We start from the raw sequence: 21,390 nt of genomic DNA, 5'->3' as shown, positions 1-21,390 counted from the left end.
GGTTGTTGCCGCGCCGCAACCGCTGTGCCATTGTTGCTCCGTGGATCAAGGGGGCGCACCGCCCGTCTTCTCCGCGACCGCGGAGCTCGACGGTGATCAACTGCGCGTCCGGGTGGCCGGCGAGGTCGACATGGCGACCGCCGACACCATGTACCAGACCGTCCTCCGGGAGCCCGTCCGGCACGTCACGCTCGACCTGCGGGCGGTGACCTTCTTCGACTCGGCCGCGATCCACGCGGTGGTCCGGCTGGCCCAGCGCTTCCCCGGCACCCTCACCGTGCTGCCGTCCCGGCAGGTCCGCCGGGTGCTGGAGATCTCCGGCCTGGGCGAGCAGGACTGGCTGCCGCCGGCCTGAGCCGCCGCCGCGGCGTCAGTCCGCCAGCCGCCGGCGCAGCACCAGCTCGGTGCCGTCGTTCGTGCGGGTCACGCTCATCTCGCCGAGCGCCTGGATCAGCGCCAGGCCGCGGCCCCGGAAGCTCGACCCGCTGGACTCCCGCCACCGGCCGCTGTCGCGGATCGTGGCGATCACCGTGCGACCCTCGATGGTCACCTCGACGCCGATCATCGGCTCGGCCGGGGCGACCGGGTGCTCGATGGCGTTGGCGGCGGCCTCGGAGATGGCCACCGTGAGGTCGAACAGGTCGGTCTCGCCGACGTGGTGGGCGACCAGGAAGTCCTCCAGCCGCTTGCGCAGCACGCTGAGCCGGGTCGGGTCGGCCGGCAGCCGCAGCGCGAAGCGGTTCAGCTCGGTCGCCTCCAGGGCGAGCACCGCCACGTCGTCGTGCCGGGTCCGCCCGGCGACCCGCTCGACCACCGCGTCGACCAGGTCGGCCACGTGCTCCCCCGGGGTGGTCGCGTCCGCCCGGAGCTGGCCGAGCCCGGCGTCGATGCCGGCCTGCCGGTCCTCGATCAGCCCGTCGGTGTAGAGCAGCAGCCGGCCGCCGGGGGCCAGCTCGCCCTCGACGGTCCGGTACGTCGTGCCGGGGATCGCCCCGACCGGCGGTCCGAGCGCCCGGTCGTGCAGGAACACGGCGTCGTCTCCCTGGATCAGCAGCGGCGAGGGATGGCCCGCGCTGGCGTACCGGAGCCGGCCGGTGCGCGGGGAGAAACGGAGGCAGACCACGGTGGCGAACGAGCCGCCCTCGGTGGAGCCGACCAGCCGGTTGAGCCGGGTCAGCGCCTCGCCCGGGTCGTAGCCCTCCAGCACGTACGCCCGCAGCGCGTTGCGGAGCTGGCCCATGGCGGCGGCCGCCCGCACCCCTTTGCCCACCACGTCACCGATCACCAGCACCAGCTCGTCGTCGGCGGCCCCGATCACGTCGTACCAGTCGCCGCCGACCTCGACGTCGGTGCTGCCCGGCAGGTAGCGGCTGGCCACGACGGCGCCGGGGAGCTGCGGCAGGGTACGCGGCAGCAGGCTGTGCTGGAGGGTGGTGGCGATCCGGTGCTCGGCCTCGTAGAGCTGCGCGTTCTCCAGCCGTACGCCGACCAGCCGGGCCAGCTCGGTGAGCGCCGCCTGCTCGGTGCCGCCGCCCTCCCGGCGCCAGACCCGCAGCTCGCCGAGCTGCTCGTCGGTGGTGCCGGTCAGCGGCAGCACCACCGACGGCTCGGCGGACACGTCCCCGCCGCCGTCCGCCTCGTAACGGGCGCCGGTGGCGGTGACCACCACCCGGGCGGCCTCGGCCAGGCTGAGCGCGTGCCGCGCGGCGACCCGCACCACGTCGGCGGTGGACCGGGCGGTGTTGATCGCCACGGCGGCGTCGGCGAGCGCCCGCAGCCGGCGGATGATCTGGCCGCGGAGCTGGCCCAGCTCGACGTTGGCCCGGACCCGGGCGATCAGCTCCTGGCTGGAGAAGGGCTTGGTGAGGTAGTCGTCGGCGCCGACCGAGAGCCCGGCGACCTCCTCCGCCGCGCCCGCCCGGGCGGAGAGCAGCACGATCGGCAGGTGTCGGGTGACCGGGTTGGCGCGCAGCGCGGTGACCAGCCCGAAGCCGTCCAGCCGGGGCATCATCACGTCGGTCAGGACCAGGTCGAACGGGGAGTCGACGGCCAGCCGCAGCGCCTCCACGCCGTCCGGCACGGCGACCACCTCGTACGACGGGGAGAGCAGCCGGCTGACGTGCTCGCGCAGGTCGGCGTTGTCGTCGGCGACCAGGATCCGGCCCGCCCCGCCCGGCACACCGGCCAGCTCCGGCAGCCCGCCGGGCCGCGCCACCTCGTCGGTCCAGAGCGCGGTCTCGGCGACGTGGAGCCGGGCCTGCTCCGGCTCGCCGGGTGGCGTCGGGGCGAGCGCGGCCACCCGGTCGGCGGGCAGGTGCGCGTACCCGAACGGCACGGTGACCCGGAACGTGGTCCCCCGGTCGACGACGCTGTCCGCCTCGACCGTGCCGCCGTGCATCTCGACCAGCTCGCGGACCAGGGCGAGACCGATGCCGGTGCCCTCGTGGGTGCGGGCTCGGGCTCCGGGCACCCGGTGGAACCGCTCGAAGACGTGCGGCAGCTCCTGCGGCGCGATGCCGACCCCGGTGTCGGCGACCTCCAGCACGGCGACGTCGTCGCGGGCGCGGACCCGGACCCGGATCTCGCCGTCGAAGGTGAACTTGACCGCGTTCGACGCCAGGTTGAGGACGATCTTCTCCCACATGTCCCGGTCGACGTAGACCGGCGCGGGCAGCGGCGGGCAGTCCACCACCAGGCGCAGCCCGACCCGCTCGGTGGCCGAGCGGAAGGTGCTGGCCAGCCGGGAGGTGTAGTCGGCCAGGTCGGTGGGCTGGTAGCGGGCGGCCAGCCGGCCGGACTCCAGCCGGGAGAAGTCGAGCACGGTGTTGACCAGCTTGAGCAGCCGCAGCGCGTTGCGGTGCATCACGGCGAGCCGGTCGAGGTAGGCATCGGGCAGGGCGCGGTCGGCGAGCAGGTCCTCCAGCGGCCCCAGCACCAGGGTGAGCGGGGTGCGGAACTCGTGGCTGACATTGGCGAAGAAGTTGGTCTTGGCGCGGTCGAGCGTGGCCAGCTCGGCGGCGCGGGCCTGCTCCTGCTCGTACGCCCGCTGCTTGCCGACGGCCCGGGAGACCTGGGCGGCGACCAGGTCGACGAAGTGGCGGTAGTCGTCGGTGAAGGGCAGCCGGCGGGCCACCCCGAGCAGCAGCACGCCGGCCGGCTCGTTGACGGCGGTGAGCGGCAGCAGCAGCGCCCGGTCGGCGGCGTCCGGCGGCACCGCCCCGGGCAGGTCCGCGGTGGCGACCCAGCGGGCCGCGTCCGGGGTGTCGCCGGCGCCGAGGGCCGGTGGCCCGCCAGCGACCGTGCTCAGGTCCACCCCGGCGCAGCCGGCCAGCGCCGGGACGCCGTCCTCGTCGTGCAGCCAGATGGCGCTGAACGGCACGTCGGCCCGGCGCCGGTCGAGCACCCGGGCCACGGAACGACCCAGCTCCAGGGTGCTCCGCACGTCGGCCAGCTCGGTGCCCAGCTCGGCCAGGGTCCGCAGCCGGCGCTCGCCGACCACCCGCCCGGTGGTCTCGTTGACGAAGCAGAACACGCCGCTGACGCTGCCGTCGGCGTCCCGGATCGGGTCGTACGAGATGTCGAAGTAGACGTCCTCCAGGAAGCCGTGCCGGTTCAGCACGAAGGGGTGGTTCCCCGCCTGGTACGGCACGCCCGTGCGGCGTACCCCGTCGAGCAGTGGCCCGAGGACGTCCCAGGTCTCCGCCCAGTACTCGCGGGCGGACCGGCCGATCGCGGCCGGGTGCTTGTCGCCGATGGTCGGCCGGTAGGCGTCGTTGTAGAAGGCCAGGTAGTCCTCGCCCCAGAACAGGACGATCTGCGCCCGGGACGAGAGCATGGTGCTGATCGCGTGGGCGAGCGCCGGGGGCCAGATGTCCGGGCCGCCGAGCGGGGTGGTGGACCAGTCGAAGCCGCGCAGCCGCTCGCCCATCTCGCCGCCGGCGGCGAACGCCGCGGTCAGCAGTGGAGAGAGTTTCGCCTCCCCGGTCCCCGAGGACGAATGACGATCGTCCCCGCCCCCCTGGGCCGAGCCCATGCAACCTCCCGCTCGGGCCAATGTCCACGACGACCGGCGCGATCACGCCGGTCGTCCCCGCCTACTACCCCGACGGAGGAGCAACGTAACGCATACCGACGGTGGGACGCTGGTTACCTACGCCTCATCCTGACGCAACCGGCGGCCGGCGGCGAGTCGGGCGGGGCCGGGGGCCGGCCGGAGCGGTGTCGGCCGCCGCGCGGACCAGGGCGGCGACCGGCCGGGGATCGGCGTCGTTCTCCGGGTGCCACTGCACGCCGAGCAGGAAGCGCCGCGCCGGATCCTCCAGCGCCTCCACCACCCCGTCGTCGGCCCAGCCGGTCACCGCCAGGCCGCCCGGGTCGGCCACCCCCTGATGGTGGTACGAGTTGACCCGCTCCACCCCGGCCATCACCGCCCCGGCCAGGCTGCCGTCGGCGAACCGGACCGGGTGCGACCCGTACACCCCGGGGGCGGGGCGGTGGCCGTCGTGCCCGACCACGTCGGGCAGGTGCTGGTGCAGCGTGCCGCCGTGGGCCACCGCGAGCAGCTGCATGCCCCGGCACACGCCGAGCACCGGCAGGTCGGCGGCGAGCGCGGCGGTCAGCAGCGCCAGCTCGCCCGCGTCCCGGTCCGGCCGGCTCTCGGTGCGCGGGTCGGGCGGCCGGCCGTACCGCTCCGGGCCGACGTCGGCGCCGCCGGCCAGCAGCAGCCCGTCCAGCACCCGCAGCACGTCGGCGTCGGCGTCGTCCGGGGGCAGCACCACGGCCCGGCCACCCGCCGCCGTCACGGCCCGGACGTACGCCTGCGGCACCAGCGCCGCCGGCACGTCCCGCCACACCGCCCAGCCGGCCGGCTCGACGTACGACGTGATGCCGATCACCGGCCGCCGGCTCATAGGGGGGTCACGTACGCGCCGGTGATCCCGCCGTCCACCACGAACTGCGCGGCGGTCATGAACGAGGCGTCGTCGCTGGCCAGGAACGCCACCGCGGCGGCGATCTCCTCGGGGTTGCCGAACCGACCCATCGGCACGTGGACGAGGCGGCGGGCGGCCCGTTCCGGGTCCTTGGCGAACAGCTCCAGCAGCAGCGGGGTGGCGACCGGGCCGGGGCAGAGCGCGTTGACCCGGATGCCCTCCCGGGCGAACTGCACGCCCAGCTCCCGGGTCATCGCCAGCACCCCGCCCTTGCTCGCCGTGTACGCGATCTGCGACGTCGCCGCCCCCATCAGCGCCACGAACGAGGCGGTGTTGATGATCGAACCCTTGCCCTGCCGCCGCATGTGCGGGATGGCGTACTTGCAGCAGAGGTAGACGCTGGTGGTGTTGACCCGCAGCACCCGCTCCCAGGCGTCCAGCCCGGTCTCCAGGATCGAGTCGTCGTCGGGGGGCGAGATGCCCGCGTTGTTGAAGGCCACGTCCACCCGGCCGTGCCGCTCGGCCACCCCGTCGAAGAGGTCCCGGACCGCCGCCTCGTCGGCCACGTCGGCGGCGACGAACTCGCCGGCCACCTCGTCGGCGGCCCGCTTGCCCGCCTCGGCGTCGATGTCCACGCAGACCACCCGGGCCCCCTCGGCGGCGAACCGCCGCACGGTGGCCAGGCCGATGCCGCTGCCCGCCCCGGTCACCACGGCGACCCGGTCCTGAAGCCGTCCCTGCATCTCACTCCTCCGTGCTGATGAAGACGTTCTTGACGTCGGTGAAGGCGTGCAGCGCGTCCGGACCCAGCTCCCGGCCGAGGCCGGAGCGCTTCATCCCGCCGAACGGGGTCCAGTAGCGCACCGAGGAGTGCGAGTTGACGCTGAGGTTGCCGGCCTCGACCGCCCGGGCCACCCGTACCGCGCGGCCCACGTCCCGGGTCCAGATCGAGCCGGAGAGCCCGTACTCGGTGTCGTTGGCCAGGCGAATCGCGTCCGCCTCGTCGTCGAACGGGAGCACCGAGACCACCGGGCCGAAGATCTCCTCCCGCCAGTGCCGGTCGGCCGGGGAGTCGGCGAGCAGCACGGTCGGGGCGTACCAGAAGCCGGCGCCGTCGGGGCGGGCGCCGGTGAAGGCCACCTTCGCCCCGTCGACGTACCCGGCGACCCGGTCCCGGTGCCCGGCGGAGATCAGCGGGCCCATCTCGGCGCTCTCGGCGGCCGGGTCCTCCACCCGGAACGCGCGCACGGCCGGTTCGAGCAGTTCCAGGAAGCGGTCGTACGCCGGTCGCTGGACCAGGATCCGGGAGCGGGCGCAGCAGTCCTGGCCGGCGTTGTCGAAGACCGCGGCCGGGGCGGTGGCCGCCGCCTTCGCCAGGTCGGCGTCGGCGAAGACCAGGTTGGCGGACTTGCCGCCCAGCTCCAGCGTCACCCGCTTCACCTGGGCGGCGCAGCCGGCCATGATCCGGGTGCCCACCTCGGTCGACCCGGTGAAGCAGACCTTGCGGACCGCCGGGTGGGTGACGAACCGCTCGCCCACCACGCTGCCCTGGCCGGGCAGCACGGTGAACACGCCCTCGGGCAGGCCGGCGTCGAGGGCCAGCTCGGCCAGGCGCAGCGCGGTGAGCGGGGTCAGCTCGGCGGGCTTGAGCACCACGGTGTTGCCGGCGGCGAGCGCGGGGGCGAAGCCCCAGCCGGCGATGGGCATCGGGAAGTTCCACGGCACGATCACGCCGACCACGCCGAGCGGTTCGTGGAAGGTGACGTCGAGCCCGCCGGGCACCGGGATCTGGTGCCCGGTCAGCCGCTCCGGCGCGCCCGCGTAGTAGTCGAGCACGTCCCGGACGTTGCCGGCCTCCCAGCGCGCGTTGCCGATGGTGTGGCCCGCGTTGCGCACCTCCAGCAGCGCCAGCTCCTCCCGGTGCGCGTCGACCACGGCGGCGAACCGCCGCAACAACCGCGCCCGGTCCCCCGGCCCCACCGCCCGCCACGTCTCGAAGGCCGCCGCCGCCCGCCCGATCGCCGCGTCCGTCTCCGCGAGCGAGGTCGCGGCGACGTTCGCCACGACCTCCCCCGTAGCCGGGTTCCGCACCTCACTCACGCGCCCCGCCCTCCCTCTCCTCGCCGATCTTGCAGTCGCTGCCCGGACAAAAACCGCTCATCGGCGCTGACCGCGGGCCGAAAGTGCAAGATCGCGCGGAGGTCAGAGGCGTTCGAAGCCACGGATGAGCTCCCAGTCCGTCACGGCGGCGTCGAAGGCGGTCAGCTCGACGCGCGCGTTGTTGGCGTAGTGGGCGACCACCTCGGCGCCGAACGCCTCCTTCGCCAGCGGCGAGCCCTCCCAGAGCGTCAGGGCGTCGCGCAGCGTCGAGGGCACCCGCTCGGCGTCCCCGTCGTCGTACGCGTTGCCGGCGCACTCCTCGCCCAGCTCCAGCTCCCGCTCGATGCCGTGCACCGCGCCAGCCACCAGCGCGGCGATCGCCAGGTACGGGTTGACGTCCGCCCCGGGCACCCGGTTCTCCACCCGCATCCCCTGACCGTGCCCGACCAGCCGCAGCGCGCAGGTGCGGTTGTCGGTGCCCCAGCGCAGCGCGGTCGGGGCGAACGAGCCGGGCTGGTAGCGCTTGTAGGAGTTGACGTTCGGGGCGAACAGGATGCTGAACTCGCGCATGCTGGCGAGCAGCCCGGCCAGCACCCGCTGCCCGGTGGGCGACAGGTGGGCCGGCCCGTCGCCGAGCATGGCCGAGCGGCCGTCGGCGCCGCGCAGCGAGAAGTGGATGTGGCAGGAGTTGCCCTCCCGCGCGTTCGGCTTGGCCATGAAGGTGATCGACATGCCCTCCTGGGCGGCGATCTCCTTCGCCCCGTTCTTGTAGATGACGTGGTGGTCGGCGCAGGCCACCGCCTCGTCGTAGCGGAAGGCGATCTCGTGCTGGCCGAGGTTGCACTCGCCCTTGGCGCTCTCCGGGGTCAGCCCGGCGCCGGCCATCTCGGTGCGGATCCGGCGCAGCAGCGGCTCCACCCGGGCGGTGCCGAGCAGTGAATAGTCCACATTGTACTGGTTCGCCGGGGTCAGCTCGCGGTAGCCGCGCCGCCACGCCTCCTCGTACGAGTCGCGGAACAGCACGAACTCCAGCTCGGTGCCGGCGTACGCGGTCAGCCCGTGTGCGGCCAGCCGGTCGAGCTGGCGGCGCAGGATCTGCCGGGGCGAGGCGACCACCGGGCCGGAGCCGTCCAGCCACTCCAGGTCGGCCAGCAGCATCGCGGTGCCCGGCTGCCAGGGCACCCGGCGCAGGGTGGCCAGGTCGGGCCGCATGGCGAAGTCGCCGTAGCCGCGTTCCCAGCTCGACATGGCGTACCCGTCGACGGTGTTCATGTCGACGTCGACAGCGAGCAGGTAGTTGCAGCCCTCACTCCCGTGCCGGACCACCTCGTCGAGGAAGTAGGGCGCGTGGAACCGCTTGCCCTGCAACCGGCCCTGCATGTCGGTCAGGGCGAGCACCACCGTGTCGATCTCGCCGCCCCGGATGGCGACCCGCAGTTCTTCGAGCGTGAGCGGAGCTTTCCTCATCGGCGAGCCTCCATCACCAAGGTCTACTGGCAGAACCGGATCACCGTCAATGCCCCCTGCGGACACCGTGGCAAACGCGATCGACCGACCACCCCCGGCCGTGCGTCAACACCCGGTAGGCGAGGCGCTTTCCGCTCTCCCGGCTCCGACCGCCCCGACCGGGTCCAGCCGCCCGCGTCGGTCAGGTCTCCGTCACCAGTCGGTTCTCCCAGGCCCAGGCGGCGATCTCGGTACGGTTCCGCAGCTGCAGCTTGTCCTGGATGTTGGCCACGTGGGCCTTCACCGTGCTCAGCGAGATGAACAGCTCCTGCGCGATCTCCTGGTTGGTGCGTCCCCGGGCCAGGCACCTGATCAGCTCGATCTCCCGGTCGGTCAGCGGTGTGGCAGGGCGGCGCGGCGATGGGACCGCGATCGGCCCGAACTGCTTCAGCAGCCGCATCGTGATCGACGGCGAGATCATCGCGTCACCGGCGTGCGCCGCCCGCACCGCCTCGGCCAGCAGGGCCGGCCCGGAATCCTTGAGGATGAACCCGACGGCTCCCGCCCGAAGCGCGCTGTACACGTACTCGTCCAGGTCGAAGGTCGTGATGATCACGACCCGCATCGGGTCGCGTACGGCGCCGCCGGCGAGCGCGCGGGTCACGTCGACGCCGTCCAGTCGTGGCATCTGGAGGTCCACCAGGCAGACGTCCGGGCGGAGGTCCCGGGCAAGGCTGATGGCCTCCGGGCCGTCGCCGGCCTCGCCGACCACCGTGATGTCGGGCTGGCTCTCCAGCAGCAGCCGGAGACCTCGGCGGACGATCGCCTGGTCCTCGGCGACGAGCACGCGGATGGTCATGACGCTCCCGGTGCGGGGATGGTGGCCTCGACCGTCCAGCCGGCCGGTGTGCCCGGACCGGCGCTCAGCTCACCACCGAGGGCGGCGGCTCGCTCGCGCATGCCGACCAGGCCGTGGCCGGCGGGGCGGGTGGCGCGGCCGGGCTGTCCGTCGTCGGCGACGCGGAGCCGGATGGTCCGCCCGTCGTGGGCGAGCGTCACGGTGACGGTACGGGCGTCGCGCGCGTGCTGGGCCACATTGGTCAGCGCCTCCTGCACGATCCGGTAGATGCCGACCGTGGTCTCCGACGGCCACTCGGCCGGCACGGGGCCGTTCGGCAGGTGGAGGTTCGCGCGGATGCCGGTGCCGTCGAATCGCTCGATGAGCTCGGCCAGCGAATCCGGCACGGGCGCGATCTCCGGCTCGTCGTCCCGCAGCAGCCGCACAACCTGCCGCAGGGAGGCGAGCGCCTGCGCGCCGGCCGTCTCGATCCCGGTGAGGGTGGCCCGGGTCGTGGGCGGGTCGGCATCGGTGGCGAGCTGCGCGACCTGAGCCTGGATGATCAGGCCGGTCAGGTGATGGGCCGCGACGTCGTGCAGGTCACGGGCGAGGGCCAGCCGTTCGGTACGCCGTATCCCGTCGACCAGGGCCCGCCGCCGCGCGTCGCCGAGTCGCCGCCACAGGCCCACCGCGACCGCGACCGCCCAGCCGGACACCATGATTTTCGTGCCCGTTGTCGCATTCGGGATGTCCTGGGTCAGGTAGGTCGCGTACCGCTCGATGGTGCCGGCGGCGACCACCCCGGATCCGGCGGCGACCGCGACGGCGCCCGCCGGACCGGGCAGGTGACGCACCGCGGAGGCGACCACCACCAGGAGCGCGAGGCAGGCGATCGGGGCGGGTTGGCCCTGCCGGCCGTTCCGCCAGTCGACCAGCTCGGCGACCCCGCACAGGACGATCGCCACCGCCGCCGCCCGACCGGGGAACCGTCGTCGCAGCAGCGACACCCCGCACACCGCTGCCGTGATCAGCACGAACACGGCACCCACCGGCCAGGCCGGGCGGCGACTCAGCACCGCCGCCGTCTCGAGGGCGACACCGGCGGCGAGCAGCACGCCGAACGCGGCCTCGACCAGCACACCCGGCAGGCCGGGCCGGCGCAGGGCGATGCGCCTGCCAGCGAGAATCATGATGCCTCTCATGCCCGGTCCGCCGCGGCGCCTCGTCGTCCGGAACGCCGCAGCGGCGGCCGCTGCCACCACGTCACCCAACGCCACAGCCACTCGACCGGCCCCTGGTGGCACCGGCGCAGCCAGACTACCGACCAGCCCCACTGGACGACGAGGACCGCAGCGGCGACCGCGACCACCGCGCCGACCGACCAGCGGTCCGCGTCGCCGACCACACCGGAGATCGCCAGCACGAGGACCGTCGCGGTCAGGTAGTTCGTCAGCGCCATCCGTCCGAGCGGCCGGAGCACGGCGGTCAACGGCCCGGCCAGCCGAGTCCTGAGCAGCAGCAACAGCCCGCACACGTAGGCGCCGGCGGTCAGCAGCCCGGCCGCCGGATAGGCGATCCTCGCCGCCCCGCTGCCCGTGCCCGCGCGCAACTGGATCACCGTCGCGGGCACGGCGGCAAGAGCGAGGACCAACCCCGACACCGCCGTGGTACGGAAACCCGAGCCGATGCTTCTGACCACCCCGTACCTGGTCAGTGCCGAACCGAGCAGGAACAGACCGGGGACCACCGTGTACCCGCCGCCGAGCAGGGCCACCGACAGCACGATGAGCACCCCGGCGGCGAACGCCACCACGCGACGCGGCAGCCACGTGGAGGGCAGCAGGACCAGCAGGCCGAGCACCGCGTACACGGTGAGGATGTCGCCCTTCCACAACAGCAGGAAGTGGAGAAGCCCCACGGCCAGCAGCGCCAGCATCCGGCGGAGCAGCACCACTCGCGGTTGCCGGGCCCGCGCCTGCGCGGACTCCAGCAACAGCGCGAAGCCGACGCCGAACAGCAACGAGAAGATCGGAAAGAATCGCTGGTCGACCAGCAGATGCAGCACCGTCGCCGCGGTCGTCTCCGCCAGGTGCGCGGTACCGAGTTCGCCGCCGCGGTGGGCGATCGGCTTCACGTTCGCCAGCAGGATCCCGCACAGGGCGAAGCCCCGAAGCACATCGAGCGCCACGATGCGCTGCCGCGCCCGGGGCACGGTGGATCGCGGCCGATTGCCGTCGATCGTGCCGACGTCTCCCACACCGTTCCATGACATGCCCCGAGCCTGGCCGAGCGACGGTCCCGGCCCCTCGGCCACAAGTCCACACCGGCGCCCGAGGCGTCGTACTTTCGGCCATTCCCACCGGGATCGGGACCGGGGCGAGCTGGGCCTGGGTGACCCGCAACTCTTCCCAGGTCAGGGGCGTTTTGCCCAGCAGGAGGCCGCACCCGAGGGTCGACCGGGAAACCGGATCACCGTCACTTTCCCGGGCGCGGTCCGGGACGAGCCCCGAGGAGTCCAGATGCGTCGGATCGTCGCCGCGGTCGCCGCCCTACTCGCGGTCGGGATGGGCGTCACCGACGCCCGGGCGGACCGGCAGCCGCCGGCCGGGCGGGGACAACCACCCGCCACAGCCCGCTTCGACTTCGCGAACCCGGAGGTCGTCGCCACCGGGCTGGAGGTGCCCTGGGGGCTCGACTTCCTGCCCGACGGCAGCGCGCTGGTGGCCCAGCGCAACCTGGGCACCGTCGTACGGGTCCGGCCCGGCGCCGCGCCCCGTGAGGTCGCCCGGATCCCCGGCGTGGTCGCCGGTGGGGAGGCGGGCCTGCTCGGGCTGGCGGTCTCTCCCACGTTCCGGCGCGACCGGCTGATCTACGTCTGCTACACGACCGCCTCGGACATCCGCATCGCGCGGTTCCGGCTGTACGCGCCACAGTCCCTCCAGGTGATCCTCAGCGGTGTCACCCGGGCGGCCGCCCACGACGGCGGCCGGATCGCGTTCGGCCCGGACGGCATGCTCTACGCCGGCATCGGTGACGCCGTCGTCCCCGCCAACGCGCAGAACCTGGCCAGCCGGAACGGCAAGATCCTGCGGATGCGGCCGGACGGCCGGGTGCCGGCGGACAACCCGTTCCCGGGCTCGCTGGTCTACAGCTACGGTCATCGCAACGTGCAGGGTCTCGCCTGGGACCGGCGGGGGCGGCTGTTCGCCACCGAGTTCGGCCAGAACACCTGGGACGAGGTGAACCGGATCGTGCCGGGCGGCAACTACGGCTGGCCGGTCGTGGAGGGCCGCAGCGGCGATCCCCGGTTCCGCGACCCGGTCGTCGTCTGGTCACCCGCGGAGGCGTCCCCGAGCGGGGCTGCCTTCGCCGCCGGCACGCTGTTCGTCGCGGCGCTGCGGGGAGCGCGGCTCTGGGCCGTACCCGTCGATCCCACCGGTCGGGTCGGCACTCCCACCGCGGTGTTGCAGGGGGCCTACGGCCGCCTGCGTACCGTCGAACGGGCCCCGGACGGCGCCCTGTGGGTGACCACCAGCAACCGGGACGGCCGCGGCAGCCCGGCTGCGGACGACGACCGGGTCCTCCGCTTCCCGGACGGGGCGCGGCAGCCGCGGCCCCCGGCGCTCCTCGCCGGCGCCGGGTGATCCGGCGCCGGCGGGGGAGGGATCAGGCCGGTTCGTCGGCCGGCGCGGGGCGCTGCACCGGCACGTCGACGGTACGGCGGGGGCCGGTGAACCACTTCCGGGCCGAGGCGTACCACCAGATGGCCACGCCGAGCAGCACGCCGCCGATGGCGAGCGGGGCGTAGTTCACCGCCGTCCAGCTGAACTCGGCGTTGCCGGGCACGCCGGCCGGCACGATCGGCAGCACGAAGTAGACGGAGATGATCGCGATCTCGATCACCGCGATCCAGCCGAGCAGCTTGTACCTCCGGCCCAGCGTCCACGGGCCGGCGACGAACCGGTCCCCCATCCGCAGCCGCAGGAAGATCGGGATGAGGAAGGACAGGTACAGCCCGATCACCGCGACCGAGACCACCGCGTAGAAGGCGACCGGCACGCCGGCCTTCTGGTAGAGCGCGGGCAGCGTGAGCACCAGCCCGGCCAGGGTGGCCGCGATGATCGCGTTGACCGGGGTGCCGTTGCGGTCCACCCGCGACCAGAGCCGCCAGCCAGGAACCGCCCGGTCCCGGCTGAACGCGTACGCCATCCGGGACATCGAGGTCACGCAGCTCATCCCGCAGAAGAACTGGCCGATGGTGGAGATGATGATGACGGCCTTGAAGAAGAACGGGGTCAGCGCGGACTCGAAGATCGCCCCGGAGAAGCCACCCGCGGAATTGATCGCGTCCACGTCGGTGGCCGCGAAGAGGAAGGCGAGCAGCAGGATCCAGCCGCCCACCGCCGAATAGAAGATCGATCGCCAGAGGCCCTGGGCGGCGGCCTTCGAGGCGCCCCGGGTCTCCTCGGAGACGTGCGCGCAGGCGTCGAAGCCGGTGATCGTGTACTGGGTGAGCAGGAAGCCCAGCGGCAGCACGTAGAACCAGAAGGTGAGCCCGCCGGTGTCACCGTCGCCGAAGCCGGAGTTGTTGAACCGCTCGGTGAAGACGAACTTGAAGCTCTGGTGGTCGTCCGGGACCAGGACCAGGATCAGCACCACCGCGGCCGCGCCGGCCACGTGCCACCAGACCGAGACGTTCTGGAGTACGTCGATGACGCGGTGCCCGTAGATGTTGATCAGCCCGTGCAGGGCGAGGATCACCACGAAAAGCCCGAAGGTCTGGTGCGCGGTGCCGGCCCAGCCGTCGAAGAGCGCGGAGAGGGTGAGGTTGAGAAAGGTGGCGCAGCCGTAGTCGACCGAGGCGGTCACCGCCACCAGACCGATCAGGTTGAGCCAGCCGGTGAACCAGCCGTGCACCGGCCGCCCCATGGTCGCGGCCCACCAGTAGATCCCGCCGGCGGTCGGGTAGGCGGACACCAGCTCGGCCATGCAGAAGCCGATGATCAGGATGAACAGCGAGATCAGCGGCCAGCCCCAGGAGATGGCGACCGGACCGCCGTTGTTCCACGCCTGACCGAAGGTGGTGAAGCAACCGGCCAGGATCGAGATGATCGAGAACGAGATGGCGAAGTTGGAGAAGCCGCTCCACTTGCGGTGCAGCTCCTGTTTGTAGCCGAGTTCTGCGAGTCGTCGGGCGTCGTCGTCCATCGGCTGCTCGGCGGTCGGCGCGGGCGTCGTGGCCACTGCACACCTCCTCGAGGTGGTTCCCCGGTTGCGAGTGGGCAAAGTGTGATCCCGTCGATCAAGACGGTCAATACGACAGGCGTGGGAATCTCACGGCCGGCACGGCTAATTGCGTTGCCGCGCCAACCGGTTCCGGGGCATCCTTGAGCCCGTGACCAGGCCCGATCGCGACGGGCCAACCGCCGGGCGCTCGGCAACGCCCGGACCGCGGCGGCGCGGGGCGTCCACCTCTCTCTCACTGAAGTACGGCGGTTCGCCGCACCCCCGGACGCTCCCGCGCCGCCGCTCTCACGCCTCAGGCGAACAGCAGTCCGGCCACCCAGAGCACCGCGATGACCAGGCCGGCCAGGAACTCGACCAGCATGGACAGCCCGGCCGCCTTGAGCGCCTGCACGGTGGCCGGCCAGGCGAGCTGGTTGCTGCCCAGCCGCAGCCGTTCCGCGCCCCAGATCCCGCCGATGAAGCCGATCGGCAGGCCGATCACCGGGATGACGAAGAAGCCCACCAGGCCGAGCAGCCCACCGGCCAGCAACGACGAGGTGGGCACGCCCGTCCGTTTCAGGTTCCGGCCCGGCCAGAGGTACTTGACCACGCCGCCGCCGACGGCGACCACGGTGGCCGCGGCCAGCACCGCCCAGCGGCCCGGCCCGGCGTCGCCGAAGAGGGCCCACACCAGCACCCCGCCCCAGCAGAGCGGCAGCGCCGGCAGCCCGGGCACCACCACCCCGGCCAGCCCGGCCAGGATGGCCAGCGCCGCCACCACCGACACCACCGCCTGCGAATCCGTGAGACTCACGCCGCCTCCCCACCGCCCAGCCGCTCGAAGATCTGCCGGGCCGGCATCGGGGAGCCGAACCAGCGGCCCTGCCCGGTGTCGCAGCGCAGCGACCGCAGCCGCTCGGCCTGCACCTCGGTCTCCACCGCCTCGGCGGTCACCCACAGCTCCAGCGCGTGCGCCAGCCGGACCAGCGCGTCGACGATCCGCTCGTCGCGGTGGTCGGCGGCGGCGTCCGTGCCGTCGGCCCGGATCCCCTCGACGAACGGGCCGGCCAGCTTCAGGCAGTGGATCGGCAGCCGCCGCAGGTACGCCAGGTTCGAGTAGCCGGTGCCGAAGTCGTCGATGGCCAGCCGGATCCCGAGGTCGGCGAGCTGGTGCAGGGCGCGCAGCGGCTCTCCGGCGCTGCCCATCACGGCGCTCTCGGTCAGCTCCAGTTGCAGCAGCTCGGCGGGGAGCCCGGTGTGCTGCAGCGCCTCGGCGACGGTCTCCACGATGGCCGGGTCGTCGGCCTGCCGGGCGGCCAGGTTGACGCTGACCACCAGCCGCACCTCCGGGTACGCCCGTCGCCAGCTCTCGGCGTCCCGGCACGCCTGCCGGAGCACCCAGGCGCCGAGCCGGACGATCAGGCCGGTCTCCTCGGCCAGCCCGATGAACCGGTCCGGGCCGATCAGGCCCAGCTCCGGGTGCTGCCAGCGGACCAGGGCCTCCACCGCCACCATCGAGCCGTCCAGCAGCGAGACGATCGGCTGGTAGTGCAGCACGAACTCGCCCCGGTCCAGCGCGGCGGGCAGGTTCGCGGCCAGCGCCGAGCGGGCGATGTCGGCGGCGCTGCGCTCCGGGTCGTAGACCGCCCAGCGGCCCCGCCCCTCGGCCTTGGCCCAGTAGAGCGTGGTGTCGGCGGCCTTCATCAGCTCCGAGACGCTGGTCTCGGCGGCCGGGCACTCCACGATGCCGATGCTCGCCGAAACGGCGAGCTGCTGGTCGCCGACGTGCACCGGGGCGGAGACCGCGGCCAGGGCCAGCTCGGCCACCTCCACCGCGTCGTCGAGGCCGCCGTCGGAGTCGACCAGGATGACGAACTCGTCGCCGCCCATCCGGGCCACCAGGTGGCCGCGGCCGGACACGCAGTCGGCCAGCCGCCGGGAGATCACCTTGAGCAGCCGATCGCCGAGATCGTGGCCGAGGCTGTCGTTGATCGCCTTGAAGCCGTCCAGGTCGATGAAGCAGAGCCCGACCCGCTGCTCCGGCGCGGCCGTGTCGAAGACCTGGCCGAGCGTCTCGAAGAACAGCGTCCGGTTGGGCAGGCCGGTGAGCGGGTCGTGCAGCGCCTGGAAGCGCAGCCGCTGCTGGAGCTGGTAGCGCTCGGTGATGTCCTCGATCATCGCCACGGTGAACCGGGGGCGGCCGTCGTCGTGGCGGATCAGCGAGACGGCGAGGTCGGTCCAGACCACGGTGCCGTCCTTGCGGTAGTAGCGCTTCTCCATCCGGGCGCTGTCCCGCTTGCCCTCGATCAGCTCCTGGTACAGCTCCCACATGCCGGCGGCGTCGTCGGGGTGGAACAGCCCGTCCACCGTGAGCTCCCGCAGCTCGGCCGCGGTGTAGCCGAGCATGTCGGCGAACGACTGGTTGACCTCGATGATCCGCCCGTCCACCCCGGCGATGCCGATGCCGATCGCCGCCCCGGTGAAGACGGCCCGGAACCGCGCCTCGCTGTCCCGCAGCGCCTGCTCCACCGCGTCCCGGGCCTGCCAGGCCGAGCGGGCGATCCGCTCCTGCTGGCTGAACACCCGGTCGCGCAGCGCCCGGCCGAAGCCGGCGGCGAACGCGCCCTGCATGGCGGCGATCCGTTCCCGCACCTCGGGCAGCTCCACCCGGCCGGGCAGCACCCAGGACAGGAAGCGGTCGCCGAGTGCCCGCACCGACCAGTCGAGCACCCCGGGCTCGGTGAGGTGCGCCTCGACCAGGGCCCGCCCGGCGTCCTCCGCCGGCTGGGCGGAGAACGCCGGGGCGAGCAGGGCCCGGCCGAGCCGGACGGTGTGCGCCAGCAGCAGCCGCTCGGTCTCGGCCGCGCTCAGCGGCACGAAACCGATGCGCCGCACCGCCCGGGCCCACTCGGCTGCGTACGCCGCGGCGCCCGGCCGGCTGAGGTCGCCCCCGTCGGGGTCCGGGGCGCGCATGTCGGGTCAGCCGGCGGTGCGGTCGTACCGGGCGACGCCACCGAACGCGCCGAACCGCTCGGGGTGCTCGTCCACGTCGGACGGCGAGTCGGGTCGCCAGAGCGGCATGTGGACCACGCCCGGTTCGAGCACCGTCCAGTCGCCGAAGTAACCGGTGATCTCGGCCCGCGAGCGCAGCGTGATCTCGGTGGCGGTACGCGCCGACAGCCGCTGCGCGTCGAGCATCTCCTGCGGCTGGTCCTCGAAGGTGGAGTGCGAGATGACCAGGAAGCTGCCGGGCGCCGCGGCGGCCCGCAGGGTGGCCAGGATGTCGCCCGGCCGGTCCTGGTCGGGGATGAAGTGCACCACCCCGGCGAGCAGGATGCCGACCGGGCGGTCGAAGTCGATCAGGCCGCTGGCCCGGGCCTGGTCCAGGATCAGCTTCGGCTCCCGCAGGTCGGCGAGGATCGCGGTGGCCCGGTCGTTGCCGGCGAGCAGTTCCCGGCTGTGCGCCACGGCGACCGGGTCGATGTCGACGTAGACGATCCGGGCCTCGGGGTTGGCCGCCTGGGCCACCTCGTGCACGTTGCCGACCGTGGGGATCCCCGAGCCGATGTCGAGGAACTGGTCGATGCCCGCGTCGAGCAGCACCCGCACGGCCCGGCGCAGGAACTCCCGCCCGGAGCGCATGGTGGCCGCCAGGTTCGGCGTCATGGCGGCGATCTGCTCGGCGAGCTGCCGGTCGATCTCGAAGTTGTGCGCGCCGCCGAGGAAGTAGTCGTAGACCCGGGCCGCGCTCGGCCGGTTCAGGTCGATCTCGGCGGGAAGTCCGTCCGGCGTCTGCATCGCTCGGTCCCCCAGGTCGTCGCCGCTGTCCGCGGGGAGCCCGACGCGGGCGACCCGCAGGAATTCGTGTGGTCCACACCACTCTAGGCGCGCACACCCGCGAACGGGACATCCACTTTCGACGGTGCCGGCCCGCCGACCGTCAGCCGGCCGCCTCCAGCAGCAGCGAGATGCCCTGCCCGACACCGATGCACATGGTCGCCAGGGCCCGCCGCCCGCCCCGCCGGCGCAGCTCCAGCGCGGCGGTGAGGGCCAGCCGGGCTCCGCTGGCGCCGAGCGGGTGTCCCAGCGCGATCGCCCCGCCGTTCGGGTTGACGTGCTCGGCGTCCTCGGGCAGCCCCAGCTCGCGCAGCACCGCCACCGACTGGGCGGCGAACGCCTCGTTCAGCTCGATCACGTCGAGGTCGGCCAGGCCCAGGCCCTGCCGGTCGAGCAGCTTGCGGGTGGCCGGGACCGGCCCGATGCCCATGATCCGCGGCGGCACGCCGGCCGCCGCCGCCCCGGTCACCCGGGCGAGCGGGGTGAGGCCGTACCGGTCGACGGCCGCCGCGGAGGCGACCAGCAGGGCGACCGCGCCGTCGTTGACGCCGGAGGAGTTGCCGGCGGTCACCGTGCCGCCCTCGCGGAACGGCGTGGGCAGCGCGGCGAGCTTCTCCAGCGAGGTCTCCCGGGGGTGCTCGTCGGCCTCGACCAGCTTCGTCTCCCGCTTGCCGGCCGGCACGGTCACCGGCACGATCTCCTCGGCCAGCCGGCCGTCGGCCTGCGCCTTGGCGGCGCGCTGCTGGGAGCGGAACGCGAACTCGTCCTGCGCGGCGCGGTCGACGCCGAAGTCGGCGGCGACGTTCTCCGCCGTCTCCGGCATCGAGTCGATGCCCCACTGCTTCTTCATCAGCGGGTTCACCAGCCGCCAGCCGATGGTGGTGTCGTACACCTCGGCGGTGCGGGCGAACGCGGTGGTGGCCTTCGGCATCACGAAGGGTGCCCGGCTCATGCTCTCCACCCCGCCGGCGACCAGGAGGTCGGCCTCGCCGGCCACGACGGCGCGGGCCGCGGTAGCCAGGGCGTCCAGGCCGGAGCCGCAGAGCCGGTTGACCGTGCTGCCCGGGACCTCCTCCGGCAGCCCGCCGAGCAGCGCGGCCATCCGGGCCACGTTGCGGTTGTCCTCGCCGGCCTGGTTGGCGCAGCCCAGGATCACGTCGTCGGTGCGGGCCCAGTCCACCGAGGGGTGGCGGGCGACCAGCTCGCGGATCACGTGCGCGGCCAGGTCGTCGGGGCGCACCCCGGCGAGGGCGCCGGCGTACCGGCCGATCGGGGTGCGGACACCGGCCACGAGGTATGCGACGGTCATCGGCGCTCAGTCCTTCGGGGGTGGGCGGGGGTGGCGGGTCGCCCGCCGGGTCACGGGGACGCCCGGCGCCAGGATATCCGCGCCCGGAACGGATAGGTTGGCCGCATGGCCCGGGCCCAGTTCAGCGCAGAGACCGCCGGCGGGGGCGCGTTCGTCCGCCAGCCCAACCGCTTCACCGGTCGGGTCACCCCGCACTCCACCTCACCCGAGGGTGGCGGCCCCGACGACCAGGGCCGCTGGCCGCTGGAGGCGGGCCGCTACCGGCTGATCTGGTGCCGGGCGTGCCCGTGGGCGCACCGGGCCCGGATCGTGCGCGGCCTGCTCGGGCTGGACGAGGTGATCTCGCTGGGCACGGTCGACCCGATCCGGGACGAGCGGGGCTGGCGGTTCAGCCTCGACCAGGACGGCTTCGACCCGGTGCTGGGCATCGGGTACCTCAGCGACGCGTACCTGGCCACCGACCCCGACTACACCGGCCGGGTCACCGTGCCGGCGCTGGTCGACACGCTGACCGGCCGGGTGGTCACCAACGACTATCCGCAGCTCACCCTCGACTTCTCCACCGAGTGGCGGCGGTTCCACAAGCCGGGCGCACCGGATCTCTACCCGGTCGAGCTGCGCCCGGAGATGGACGCGCTGATGGCGGAGATCCACCGGGACGTCAACAACGGCGTCTACCGGTGCGGCTTCGCCACCTCCCAGGAGGCGTACGACGAGGCGTACACGGCGCTGTTCGCCCGGCTGGACGCGCTGTCGGAGCGGCTGTCCGGGCGGCGTTACCTGATGGGCGAGCAGATCACCGAGGCCGACGTGCGGCTCTTCACCACGCTGGTCCGCTTCGACGTGGCGTACCACGGGCACTTCAAGTGCAACCGGCAGAAGCTCACCGAGATGCCGGTGCTCTGGGCGTACGCGCGGGACCTGTTCCAGACCCCGGGCTTCGGCGAGACGGTGGACTTCGACCACATCAAGCGGCACTACTACGCCACCCACGAGATGATCAACCCGACCCGGATCGTGCCGCTCGGTCCGGACCTGTCCGGCTGGACCACGCCGCACGGGCGTGGCTGACCGGAATGTCCTGCGGGCCGCCGCCGCGTCCGCCGCGGCCGGCTGCACCGTGGCCGGGGTGGTGGCCGTGACGGTCGCCGTGGCCGCCGGTCCCGGTCCGGGCCTGACCGGGTACGTCAGCGAGGCCGGCGTCACCGACAGCGGCTACGCCGGGGCGTACCGGATCGGGGTCCTCGCCCTGGCGGCGGCGCTGCTGCTGCTCGCCGCGGCGCTGCCCCCGGCGCTGCGGACGGCGGCCGCGCTGCTCGTGGCCGGCGCCGCCGGCACGGGGCTCTCCGCGGCGGTGACCTGCTCCACCGGCTGCCCGCTGCCGCCGTTCGAGGCCGCCACGGTGGCCGACCTCGTGCACGGCGGGGCCAGCATCGCGGCCACCGCCGCGGTGGTCTTCGCCATGGTGGCGGTGCTCCTCTCCCCGGCGGCGGGCCGGGCGCTGCGCCGGGTCGCCGCGGTCGGCGCGGCCCTGGCGCTGCCGCTCTCCGGGGCGATCGGGCTGGCCATGCTGCTGGTCGGGCGCGGCGGCGTGGTCGGGGTGCTGGAGCGGCTGCTCCTCACGGTGGCAGCCGGGTGGGGTCTGGCCACCGCCGCGGTCCTGGGCCTGGCGCACCGCCGATCGTGACGAACGGATCATCCGG

Annotated in this window: 17 protein-coding genes; 4 read left to right on the top strand and 13 right to left on the bottom strand. The window is 73.6% G+C overall.

All coding sequences use genetic code 11. The features are described from left to right. Positions 1–40: 40 nt before the first annotated feature. Positions 41–355 carry an STAS domain-containing protein gene (locus AC0OLQ_RS08715; RefSeq protein ID WP_484530907.1) on the top strand — a complete coding sequence of 105 codons (315 nt, stop codon included), beginning with the start codon at positions 41–43 and terminating at the stop codon, positions 353–355. 15 nt (positions 356–370) lie between these two features. On the opposite strand, the gene AC0OLQ_RS08710 is transcribed toward AC0OLQ_RS08715, so the two are convergent. The 8 genes from AC0OLQ_RS08710 to AC0OLQ_RS08675 form a co-directional block, all read right to left on the bottom strand. Further along, positions 371–4,033, bottom strand: a complete 3,663-nt coding sequence (locus AC0OLQ_RS08710) for a SpoIIE family protein phosphatase (protein WP_484530906.1) — start codon at positions 4,031–4,033, stop codon at positions 371–373. A 124-nt stretch (positions 4,034–4,157) separates the two neighbouring features. After that, positions 4,158–4,910: a gamma-glutamyl-gamma-aminobutyrate hydrolase family protein gene (locus AC0OLQ_RS08705; protein ID WP_484530905.1), complete on the bottom strand. Its 753-nt coding sequence runs from the start codon at positions 4,908–4,910 to the stop codon at positions 4,158–4,160. After that, complete coding sequence (locus AC0OLQ_RS08700) at positions 4,907–5,674, bottom strand: 3-oxoacyl-ACP reductase (RefSeq protein ID WP_091268577.1); 768 nt, start codon at positions 5,672–5,674, stop codon at positions 4,907–4,909. Before AC0OLQ_RS08700 ends, AC0OLQ_RS08705 begins: the two co-directional genes overlap by 4 nt. A 1-nt stretch (position 5,675) precedes the next feature. After that, positions 5,676–7,031 carry an aldehyde dehydrogenase family protein gene (locus AC0OLQ_RS08695; protein WP_484530904.1) on the bottom strand — a complete coding sequence of 452 codons (1,356 nt, stop codon included), beginning with the start codon at positions 7,029–7,031 and terminating at the stop codon, positions 5,676–5,678. Between the two features lie 102 nt (positions 7,032–7,133). Beyond that, complete coding sequence (locus AC0OLQ_RS08690; RefSeq protein ID WP_357338182.1) at positions 7,134–8,498, bottom strand: glutamine synthetase family protein; 1,365 nt, start codon at positions 8,496–8,498, stop codon at positions 7,134–7,136. A gap of 181 nt (positions 8,499–8,679) precedes the next feature. After that, a complete protein-coding gene (locus AC0OLQ_RS08685) occupies positions 8,680–9,336 on the bottom strand; it encodes a response regulator (RefSeq protein ID WP_484530903.1) in 657 nt (218 codons plus the stop codon). Beyond that, the gene (locus AC0OLQ_RS08680) at positions 9,333–10,517 is read right to left on the bottom strand and encodes a sensor histidine kinase (RefSeq protein ID WP_484530902.1); all 1,185 of its coding nucleotides are present in this window, start codon (positions 10,515–10,517) and stop codon (positions 9,333–9,335) included. The genes AC0OLQ_RS08685 and AC0OLQ_RS08680 overlap by 4 nt, the downstream gene beginning before the upstream one ends. Continuing rightward, complete coding sequence (locus AC0OLQ_RS08675) at positions 10,514–11,587, bottom strand: DUF418 domain-containing protein (RefSeq protein ID WP_484530901.1); 1,074 nt, start codon at positions 11,585–11,587, stop codon at positions 10,514–10,516. The genes AC0OLQ_RS08680 and AC0OLQ_RS08675 overlap by 4 nt, the downstream gene beginning before the upstream one ends. Positions 11,588–11,834: 247 nt before the next feature. On the opposite strand from AC0OLQ_RS08675, the gene AC0OLQ_RS08670 reads away from it, so the two are divergent. Continuing rightward, positions 11,835–12,959 carry a PQQ-dependent sugar dehydrogenase gene (locus AC0OLQ_RS08670; protein WP_484530900.1) on the top strand — a complete coding sequence of 375 codons (1,125 nt, stop codon included), beginning with the start codon at positions 11,835–11,837 and terminating at the stop codon, positions 12,957–12,959. Between the two features lie 22 nt (positions 12,960–12,981). Here AC0OLQ_RS08670 and AC0OLQ_RS08665 read toward each other — a convergent pair whose 3' ends face one another. The 5 genes from AC0OLQ_RS08665 to pcaF form a co-directional block, all read right to left on the bottom strand. Beyond that, the gene (locus AC0OLQ_RS08665) at positions 12,982–14,559 is read right to left on the bottom strand and encodes an amino acid permease (RefSeq protein ID WP_484530899.1); all 1,578 of its coding nucleotides are present in this window, start codon (positions 14,557–14,559) and stop codon (positions 12,982–12,984) included. A gap of 295 nt (positions 14,560–14,854) precedes the next feature. Next, a complete protein-coding gene (locus tag AC0OLQ_RS08660; RefSeq protein ID WP_357338157.1) occupies positions 14,855–15,355 on the bottom strand; it encodes a DUF456 domain-containing protein in 501 nt (166 codons plus the stop codon). Then, positions 15,352–17,514, bottom strand: coding sequence for a putative bifunctional diguanylate cyclase/phosphodiesterase (locus AC0OLQ_RS08655; RefSeq protein WP_484530898.1), 2,163 nt, complete (start codon positions 17,512–17,514; stop codon positions 15,352–15,354). Before AC0OLQ_RS08655 ends, AC0OLQ_RS08660 begins: the two co-directional genes overlap by 4 nt. A gap of 6 nt (positions 17,515–17,520) precedes the next feature. Next, positions 17,521–18,339: an SAM-dependent methyltransferase gene (locus AC0OLQ_RS08650; RefSeq protein ID WP_484530897.1), complete on the bottom strand. Its 819-nt coding sequence runs from the start codon at positions 18,337–18,339 to the stop codon at positions 17,521–17,523. Positions 18,340–18,481: 142 nt separating this feature from the next. Further along, on the bottom strand, positions 18,482–19,687 hold the full coding sequence (gene pcaF / locus AC0OLQ_RS08645; protein ID WP_357338149.1) for a 3-oxoadipyl-CoA thiolase: 1,206 nt from the start codon (positions 19,685–19,687) through the stop codon (positions 18,482–18,484). A 105-nt stretch (positions 19,688–19,792) separates the two neighbouring features. Between pcaF and AC0OLQ_RS08640 the strand changes: the two genes are divergently transcribed. Beyond that, positions 19,793–20,758: a glutathione S-transferase family protein gene (locus AC0OLQ_RS08640; RefSeq protein ID WP_484530896.1), complete on the top strand. Its 966-nt coding sequence runs from the start codon at positions 19,793–19,795 to the stop codon at positions 20,756–20,758. Then, positions 20,751–21,374, top strand: a complete 624-nt coding sequence (locus AC0OLQ_RS08635; RefSeq protein WP_484530895.1) for a DUF998 domain-containing protein — start codon at positions 20,751–20,753, stop codon at positions 21,372–21,374. The genes AC0OLQ_RS08640 and AC0OLQ_RS08635 overlap by 8 nt, the downstream gene beginning before the upstream one ends. Positions 21,375–21,390: the final 16 nt, after the last annotated feature.

It is taken from the genome of Micromonospora sp. Utrum1 (assembly GCF_057197805.1).
This window is presented reverse-complemented; position numbering and strand designations above follow the sequence as displayed.